General features: G+C 71.5%; 1 protein-coding gene. It reads right to left on the minus strand.

What is annotated here, in order from left to right; translation table 11 throughout:
- The coding region (locus AC07RN_RS21305) for a site-specific integrase (RefSeq protein WP_478337269.1) at positions 1–435 on the minus strand (435 nt) is incomplete at both ends.

The raw sequence follows: 435 nt of genomic DNA on the forward strand, positions 1-435 counted from the left end.
GGTATACGCACGGCGGGCACGCGCGGTGCCCGACCGCGAACGGGGTGGCCTTGACCATGCCGTCGCCGACCTGGTCGGTCTTCGATCGGCGCACCAGGATGTGCAGCCCGTCCTGCGGGTGGAGGGTGATGTCGCGCAGTTGCAGGCCGGACAGCTCGGCGCGGCGGAAGGCGCCCAGGAATCCGATCAGGATGACCGCGGAGTCACGGCGCTCCCGCAGTCGGTCCTGCCACGTCTCCGCGTTCTGACGCAGCGTGGCGAGGATGTAGCTGATCTCGTCGCCCAGCAGTGGTGCGACGCGTTTGGTCGGGCGGTCCCCGGCGGCGGCGTAGGTGCGGCGCAGCCCAGCCAACGTGTCCTTGACGATCTGGGCCTGCCCGGGCGCGGGGCGCGCGCAGGCGCGGTGCCAGTAGTTGATCGACGCCACCCATCGGG

The sequence above is a fragment of the Lelliottia sp. GFLA7 genome (genome assembly GCF_056490165.1).